Source organism: Bradyrhizobium sp. P5_C11_2 (assembly GCF_054049755.1).
Genome location: NZ_JBFULT010000959.1, coordinates 1 through 1,529 on the forward strand (window position 1 = coordinate 1; position 1,529 = coordinate 1,529).

General features: G+C 67.0%; 2 protein-coding genes. One reads left to right on the forward strand and one right to left on the reverse strand.

The annotated features are described in order from the left end of the window. Positions 1 to 102 precede the first annotated feature (102 nt). Positions 103 to 543, forward strand: a complete 441-nt coding sequence (locus tag ACXJL8_RS40705) for a nuclear transport factor 2 family protein (RefSeq protein ID WP_456686995.1) — start codon at positions 103 to 105, stop codon at positions 541 to 543. A gap of 42 nt (positions 544 to 585) precedes the next feature. Here the strand turns inward: ACXJL8_RS40705 and ACXJL8_RS40710 are convergent. Next, on the reverse strand, positions 586 to 1,529 hold a 944-nt coding region (locus ACXJL8_RS40710), incomplete at its 5' end, for an AAA family ATPase (RefSeq protein WP_456686996.1).

The following is a 1,529-nucleotide window of genomic DNA, read 5'->3' on the forward strand; positions in this document are numbered from 1 at the left end:
CGCCTGCATTGGCCCGACCTTGGACGGCGTGCCTATAGCCAGTTCCTGAAAGCCCGGTGGCGAGGTCATGCCTTACCATAGCGCACCGGCACAACGCTGCCGATGACCCGGGAGATCATGTCGATGGAGAAAGTTCTGGCGGATGACGCCGCACAAACCGCCGCGATCCGCGCCGTCGTCGCGCGCTATGCGGCCGCCTGGCAGGCCGGTGACCGCGCCGCGATCGCCGCCTGCTACCACGACGAATTCACGCTGCATTATGCCGGGCATAACCCGCTCGCCGGCACCCACCGCGGCAAGCCGGCCGCGCTTGCCGCTCTGGCCGAGGTCGCACGCCGCGCCAACCGGAAACTTCTTGGCATCGACGACGTGATGGCCGGACCGCGGCGCGGCGCCATTCTCGCGCGGGAATCGTTCAGCCGGGACGGTCGCACGGCCGAACTGGAACGGCTGCTGGTCTATGCCGTGCGCGACGGCCTGCTGAGCGAATGCTGGGTCTACGACCGCGATCAGGCGGCGGTGGACGCGTTCTTCGCGGATTGAAAAACGCCCTCCGCGATTTCAGCGCGGAGGGCGTGTATTTCGTCAGTTCAACTTCCGCTTCGACGACGGGGCCTCGAACTGGGCGATCTCCGCGGTCTGCGGCGCCTTGCCGTTGAAGGTCAGCACGTTGCCTTCGGACGAGATCGCGACCGTGTCGCCGTCCTTGACGTCGCCGGCCAGGATCATCTCGGCGAGCGGATCCTGGAGGTTGCGCTGGATCACCCGCTTCAGCGGCCTTGCGCCGTAGGCGGGATCCCAGCCCTTGGCGGCGAGCCAGTCGCGGGCCGCAGCATCGAGCGTCAGCACGATCTTGCGATCGGTCAGGAGCCTCTCGAGCCGCGCGAACTGGATCTCGACGATCCGGCCCATCTCGCTCTTCTGCAAGCGGTGGAACAGGATGATCTCGTCGACGCGGTTCAGGAATTCCGGCCTGAAATGCGCGCGCACCGTTCCCATCACCTGCTCGCGCACGGCCGAGGTGTCCTCGCCCTCCGGCTGGTTCACCAGAAACTCCGAACCGAGGTTCGAGGTCATGATGATCAGCGTGTTGCGGAAATCCACGGTGCGGCCCTGGCCGTCGGTCRGGCGGCCGTCGTCGAGCACCTGCAACAGCACGTTGAACACGTCCGGATGCGCCTTCTCGATCTCGTCGAACAGCACGACCTGATAAGGCCGGCGCCGCACCGCTTCGGTCAGCGCACCGCCCTCGTCATAGCCGACATAGCCGGGAGGCGCGCCGATCAGGCGCGAGACCGAGTGCTTCTCCATGTATTCGGACATGTCGAGGCGGACCATCGCGGTCTCGTCGTTGAACAGGTACTCGGCAAGCGCCTTGGTCAGCTCGGTCTTGCCGACGCCGGTCGGCCCTAAGAACATGAACGAGCCGGTCGGCCGGTTCGGGTCCTGGAGGCCGGCGCGCGAGCGGCGCACGGCGGTCGCGACCGCACGCACGGCCTCGGCCTGGCCAACCACGCGCTGTCCCAGCT